General features: G+C 70.7%; 8 protein-coding genes. 1 reads left to right on the top strand and 7 read right to left on the bottom strand.

Annotated features, from left to right (window positions below):
• Nucleotides 1-55: 55 nt before the first annotated feature.
• From CCN39_RS23750 to CCN39_RS23780, 7 genes are all read right to left on the bottom strand, one after another.
• A complete protein-coding gene (locus tag CCN39_RS23750; protein WP_086845446.1) occupies nt 56-472 on the bottom strand; it encodes a VOC family protein in 417 nt (138 codons plus the stop codon).
• Nucleotides 472-669 (bottom strand): hypothetical protein, encoded by a 198-nt coding sequence (locus CCN39_RS23755; RefSeq protein WP_004561810.1) that lies wholly within the window; start codon nt 667-669, stop codon nt 472-474. The genes CCN39_RS23750 and CCN39_RS23755 overlap by 1 nt, the downstream gene beginning before the upstream one ends.
• 134 nt (nt 670-803) lie before the next feature.
• A complete protein-coding gene (locus tag CCN39_RS23760; protein WP_244210966.1) occupies nt 804-1307 on the bottom strand; it encodes a GNAT family N-acetyltransferase in 504 nt (167 codons plus the stop codon).
• A gap of 31 nt (nt 1308-1338) precedes the next feature.
• Nucleotides 1339-2124 carry an IclR family transcriptional regulator gene (locus CCN39_RS23765; RefSeq protein ID WP_086845451.1) on the bottom strand — a complete coding sequence of 262 codons (786 nt, stop codon included), beginning with the start codon at nt 2122-2124 and terminating at the stop codon, nt 1339-1341.
• Nucleotides 2125-2245: 121 nt separating this feature from the next.
• Nucleotides 2246-2941, bottom strand: a complete 696-nt coding sequence (locus CCN39_RS23770; protein WP_086845453.1) for a 3-keto-alpha-glucoside-1,2-lyase-like domain-containing protein — start codon at nt 2939-2941, stop codon at nt 2246-2248.
• 76 nt (nt 2942-3017) lie between these two features.
• The gene (locus CCN39_RS23775; protein WP_086845455.1) at nt 3018-4586 is read right to left on the bottom strand and encodes a PH domain-containing protein; all 1569 of its coding nucleotides are present in this window, start codon (nt 4584-4586) and stop codon (nt 3018-3020) included.
• Nucleotides 4583-5092 carry a PH domain-containing protein gene (locus CCN39_RS23780; RefSeq protein WP_086845457.1) on the bottom strand — a complete coding sequence of 170 codons (510 nt, stop codon included), beginning with the start codon at nt 5090-5092 and terminating at the stop codon, nt 4583-4585. The genes CCN39_RS23775 and CCN39_RS23780 overlap by 4 nt, the downstream gene beginning before the upstream one ends.
• Before the next feature lie 172 nt (nt 5093-5264).
• Here CCN39_RS23780 and CCN39_RS23785 point away from each other — a divergent pair.
• Nucleotides 5265-6073 (top strand): proteasome assembly chaperone family protein (locus CCN39_RS23785; RefSeq protein WP_086845459.1); only part of this gene is annotated, 809 nt, incomplete at its 3' end.

Below are 6073 nucleotides of genomic sequence, written 5' to 3' on the forward strand. Positions count from 1 at the left end.
GTGATGACCCGCTCTTTCCTGTCCTGAAGACGGCAGGAAAGAGCGGGTCATCACGTCACGAGATGCAGAACTCGTTCCCCTCCGGATCGGCCATCGTCACCCAGCTGTGCGGCCCCTGCCGCCCCCGGTGCAGGAACTCCGCTCCGCGCGCCTTCAGCTTCTCGACCGATGACTCCACGTTCTCCGCGCCCACCCACACGTCCATGTGGACCCGGTTCTTCACCGTCTTGGCCTCCGGGACCTCCTGGAACAGGATCCGCCGAGGCGGTCCCTCCGGTGGCGAGTCCGGATGCCGGATCCCCGCCCCCGCTCTCCACACCAGCGAACCCCGATGAGTCCGGGTTTCCGACTCCGTCGCGTACCCCTTCGCGATCATCTCGCGGATGAAGTCCTCGTCCGTCGGTTCCACGGACCAGCCGAGCGTCTCGGCCCACCAGTCGGCGAGCACGTGCGGGTCGGCCGAATCCACCACTACCTGGAAGTCATGCGCCATACCGGCACATTAACGACCGAGTCCGACATTTTCCGGAGCATCGGGTCCTCGGGCACGACCGTGAAGCGCCACTTGTCCACGCCGCCGCCCATGATCTCGGCGTACCGGCGGGCACCGTCGGCGTTGGCGAAACGCACCTGCTGGCCGTTCGTCAGGTGGGTGATCTTGACCGCCACGACTACCTCCCGAAGTTGGTGGGCCGGCCCTCGGAGCTTCCCCCTCCGGGACCGGCAAGGCACAGTAGAACACATGTTCGACCGCGCGCGCCACTCTCTCCCCCGACTAGGGGAGAATCGGGAAAAACCGCAGGTCAGAGCGGTCGGATCATGGCGACACGCGGCCAGGCGTCCAGGCCGCGGGCCGCTTCGGCGCGGCGGATCGAGCGCAGTCCGTCGCCGATTTCCGCCTCCGGAATGGTCCGGAACCGCAGCCGTTCGTAGTACGGCGCGTTCCACGGCACGTTTTCGAACGTCGTCAGCGTCAGCGCCGTCAGCCCGCGGGCGGCGGCCCACTCCGCGAGCGTCTCGATCAGCGCGCTGCCGAGCCCGCGCCGCGCGTGCGACGGCCGGACCGAGACCTGCTCGATGTGCGCGTACCCGTCGACGACCTCCGCGACCAGGTAGGCCACCGGCCGGTCGTCGGCGTCGACGCTCACCCACGCGCGGCCCGCCGCTTGGAACGCCGCCAGTTCGGCCACCGAGCCCGGGTCGTCGTCGGCGATCGCCGCCATGTCGACGTCGCGGAACAGTGCACCCGCCTCGCGCTCGACGTCGATGAGCGCGGGCAGGTCTTCGGGGCGGGCGAGCCGGATCACCCGGGCAGTTCTACGCGCCCGGGCGGGATTCTCACAGCGAATAAGACGCGATCGCCCGCTGGATGCGGATCGCGTACTCCTGCAGGGCGGTGATCGCCGTGTGCCGCGTCTCCTCGGTGATCCGGGCGGCCGGCCCGGCCATGCTCAGCACGGTCGGCCGCCTGCCGATCGTCTGCACCGGCACCGAACAGGCCCAGACGCCTTCGTCGAGCTCGCCGGAGCTGACCGCGTACCGGTTCTCCAGCGCCTGCTTCAGCTCGTCGCGCACCGCTGCCCCGCGCTGCTCGACGATCGACGCCCACCGCCGGTCACGCTCGATCTCCGGCAGCAGGGCGAGCAGCATCTTGCCGGACGCGCCGACGCCGAGCGGCAGCGAATGCCCCGGCTCGAAGGTGAACCGCATGGCGCGGTCGCACTCGACGCGGTCCGCGCACACGGCGGAGTCGCCGAACCGCTGGAACAGCATCACCGTCTCGCCGAGCTCCCGCGCGGCTTCCTCCATGGCCGGCCGCGCCAGCTGCACCATGTCGTTCGCCAGCTGGGCGGCCCGCGCCAGCGGCATCACCTGGCTCGTCAGGTGGTAGTGCCCGGCCCGGCCCTCCTCGAGCAGCTGCAGCTCCTTGAGCAGGGCCACGTACCGGTAGGTCGTGGCCACCGGGGAACCGATCGTCGCGGCCAGTTCGGCGACGCTCGCCTCCCACCGCCGCTCCGAAAAGGCCAGCAGCAGTTGGAGGACCTTGCGGGAACTGCTGGCACCCGGGGTGCGGCGCGGGGAAGTGGTGGCGGAACCGTCGACAGTACTGACGGCAGGCGTCATCGTGACCTCTCGGTGAGACAAAAACGACCTTCACTATCACACGGGGTGAATAAATTAGCACGTAGTGTGAAAGGAAGGCCAGCAATGGCCCGGAAAAAGGGCCATCGCCGGCGCACCTGGATCACATCGTGAGGAACTCGCCCGGTTTCGTCACCACGGGTGACTCGACGTAGAGCCCGCGGTACTCGTCCTGGATCCCCGAGTTGTGCACCTGCAGCGCCAGCGGGCCGACGCGCCCGGCGGTCTTGTCGGTGAACCGCAGCACTTCGACGCCCTTGCAGGTGATCGCCGTGCCGGTGAGCGGGCAGCACGCCATCCGCGCGACCCCGGTGGCGGCGTCGCCGATCAGCTCGCACTGCGCCCACTTCTTGATGTCGATGGTGGTGTGCGGCAGCTGCTGGAACAGTTTTCCGCCGCCGTTGTTGTGCCCCGGCCGGTAGTCCCAGTGTCCCCCGTTCGGCGGTTGGAACTGGATCGCGCTCAGTGCGTCGCGGATCGGCTCGGTGGTGCCCCAGATCAGCACCGTCGGTTTGTGGTTGCCCTTGACCTGCCGGACATTGAATATCCACCGAAACGTGCCGACCTGCTGTTTGTTGTAGTACAACCAGCCGCGCGCGGTGCCATTGCCGTGGATGACGCCGTTTTTCGCCGACCAGAGCCCGGTTTTCGACGACGTCCACGCGCTCAGGTCGGTTCCGTCGAACATCGAGACCAGGTTCGGGTCGCCGTAGGGGTTTTCCGCGGCTTCCGCGACCGGCGCGACCGCCGAGGTCACGACGATTCCCGCGGCCAGCACACCGAGGAGTTTCCGGATCATCCTGCCGTCCTCTCGTCGAACGCGAATCGAGGGTTCGGACGGCGGATTTCACGTTAGGAGCGGCGCGGGCCGGGCGTCAACCGCGGTCCCGGTCACCGGTGAGGAACGGCGTCAGCAGGCCGGGCAGCGCCCGGTCGGCGAGCACCAGCCCGTCGGCCTCGCCGACGTCGAGCACCTGGTACCGGCCCTTGCCCGCGGCGACCGGCGCGATCAGCGTGACCAGCCCGGCCCGGCGCTGGAAGTACGAACGTTCGACGACGATCCCGGTCATCCCGTCGCAGCGGACCGCCGCCGTGCCGCGGTCCAGCGAACCCGACCGCGTCACCAGGTAGCGGCCGGTGAGGGCGTGGCCGAGGCCGCGGTAGCGGTCCCAGCCGACGAGCACGGCGAACGGCACCAGCACCAGCGCGACCTGCCACGGCCAGTCCGGCAGCGCGCCGAGCCACGCCAGGCCGTAGAGCGCCGCGGCGAGCAGCAGCACGCCGAGCACGGCCCGGGACAGCCGCCGGTACAGCGCCCGGCGGGGGTGGCGCACCAGCGGCGTCGCGGCCGGGTCCTCGCCCAGCACTTCGGCGACGACTTCGTGCGCGCGAGCCAGCGGTGCCGGCGGCAGCAGCAGGCTGCCGCCCTTGTCCGCGCTCTTGCCCTCCCGCAGGCCGGCGGCGATGGCGACGCAGCGGGCGCCACCGGCCAGCCGCAGCGGCAGCGGCTCCCGGATTTCGGCGCCGCGCAGGCGGTCCTCCTCGATCGACACCGAGCGCGTGGTGATCAGCCCGCGCCGGACGTGCAGCGTGCCGGCGGGCTCGCGGGTGAGCCGGAAGTTCCAGAACGACAGCACGTACCCGCCGATCGACAGCAGCGAGACGAGCACCAGCAGCCCGACCGCGGCGAGCACCAGGCTCAGCCACACCGGCGTGTCGGCGAAGTGCCCGACGACCGCCTGGACCAGCGAGAACTGGATCGGGTCGAAGTGCAGTTCGTGCGCGAAGTGGTAGACGGTGCCGACGGCCGCACCGACCACGGCCAGCCCCGACAGCGTGAACGGCGCGTACCGCAGCCACCGCTTGTCGACCGCGGCGATCAGCTGCTCCGGCGGCGCGGCGGTGGCCACAGCGGCTCCGTCGGAGACGGCCTCGGCCTTGCGGTGCAGCAGGAGCGTCCGCAGCCGCTGGGCCTCGGCGACGGTGACGGCGTCGAGGACGAGCTCGTCCTTGCCCGGCCCCTTGCCGTGCGAGTGCCGCCCGGTGCCGATCCGCGCGGCGGCCAGCGAGAACAGCCGGTGCTTCGGCTCGGAGGTGACGTCGACCGTGCGGATCCGGTCGCGCGGGATGGCCCGCTGCTTGCGCAGCAGCAGCCCGGTGTGCCACTCGACCTGCGCCTCGGTGATCCGGTAGCGCGAGGTCAGCACGTGCGAGACGCCGGTGAACACGGCGATGGCGGTGAACGCGAGGCCGATCCACTGCCACGGTTCGCCGTGGCCGAACAGCAGCGCGCCCAGCAGCACCGGCAGCGACTTCACCAGGTCCAGCACCGGCCGGATGAGCAGCATGCGCCGGTCGAGGTGGTGCCACGGCGCGTCCTGCGTGCCCTCGGCGGGCGGGGTCACGACGGCTTCGGTGGTTTCGACCGCCTCGGCGGGGCTCACGTCGCGTCCCCGCGAACGGCCTGGGTCGTCTTCGTCAGCTCGTCGGCCAGCTCGAGCGCGCGATCGTGCGCCAGGCCCGCGATGCGCAGCGGGCCCGCCGCGGACGCCGTCGTCACGGTGATCTTCGCCAGCCCGAACAGCTGCTCGAACGGGTCGCGCTCGATGTCGACGGTCTGGATCCGCGAGACCGGCGCGATCCGCCACTCCTGCTTCAGCCAGCCGGACTGCGTGTAGACGGCCTCGTCGGTGACCTCCCAGCGGTGCACGCGGTAGCGCCACTGGGGCATCACGATCAGGTGCAGCGGGCCGAGGACGCAGGAGAGCACCAGCGTCACGGTCAGGAACGACGGCGCGTCGTCACTGGTCACGACGATGAGCGTCTGCACGCCGAGCAGGATGATCCACAGGATCGAGGCGGTCACCGTCCAGTAGCCGATGGCCCGGCGGCTGACCCGGTGCGCCGGCGGCCGCAGCCTGAGCGCCGTGTTCGTCGTGTGTTCGCTCACCGCTCAAGCGTGCCCGATCGGGGCCTTGCGTGCCCACGACACTTGTCACGATGGCGATCCGAACCGGCCTCGATCGCATGGCGTTACGATCGGCGCCACCGTCGGCGGAATGGAATCCCTCCCGGGGTGTGTTGTGCTTGACGGATAGCCGTGTGGAGAGCAGGAGGACCCGGTGGGATTCGATCCCGACGACCTGTACGAGGTGGACTCGGACGTCCCCGATCTGACCGGGGCGGTGCTGCTGCACCACTTCGAAGGGTTCATGGACGCCGGCTCGGCGGGCCGTCTGCTGGCGGAGCACCTCCTGGGCGGCGAGCACCGGGTGGTCGCCCGCTTCGACGTCGACCGGCTCATCGACTACCGCTCGCGGCGGCCGACGATGACCTACGCGGTCGACCACTGGGAGGACTACGACGCGCCCGAGCTGGTGGTGCACCTGCTGCACGACGCCGACGGCACGCCGTTCCTGCTGCTGTCCGGCCCGGAGCCGGACCACGACTGGGAGCGGTTCAGCGCGGCGGTCCGGAACCTGGTCGAACGCTGGGGCGTCCGGCTGACCGCGGGCTTCCACGGTATCCCGATGGGCGCGCCGCACACCCGCCCGCTCGGCGTCACCGCGCACGCGACCCGCAAGGACCTGGTCGGCGACAACCAGCCGCTGCCGAACCGGCTGCAGGTGCCGGGCAGCCTCGCCGCGCTGCTGGAGTACCGGCTCGGCGAGTGGGGCCACGACGCCATGGGCTTCGCCGCGCACGTGCCGCACTACCTCGCGCAGTCGACGTACCCGGCGGCGTCGCTGATCGTGCTCGACGCGCTGAGCCGGGCGACCGGGCTGAGCCTGCCCGAGGGCGAACTGCGCGCGGCCGCGGACCTGGCCGACGCCGAGATCAACCGGCAGGTCGCGGAGTCCGACGAGATCGCCGACGTCGTCCGCGCCCTGGAGCGGCAGTACGACACGTTCGTCGAGGCGTCCGACCGCGG

Origin of the sequence: Amycolatopsis kentuckyensis (assembly GCF_002155975.1) — a bacterium.
Taxonomy (GTDB): domain Bacteria; phylum Actinomycetota; class Actinomycetes; order Mycobacteriales; family Pseudonocardiaceae; genus Amycolatopsis; species Amycolatopsis kentuckyensis.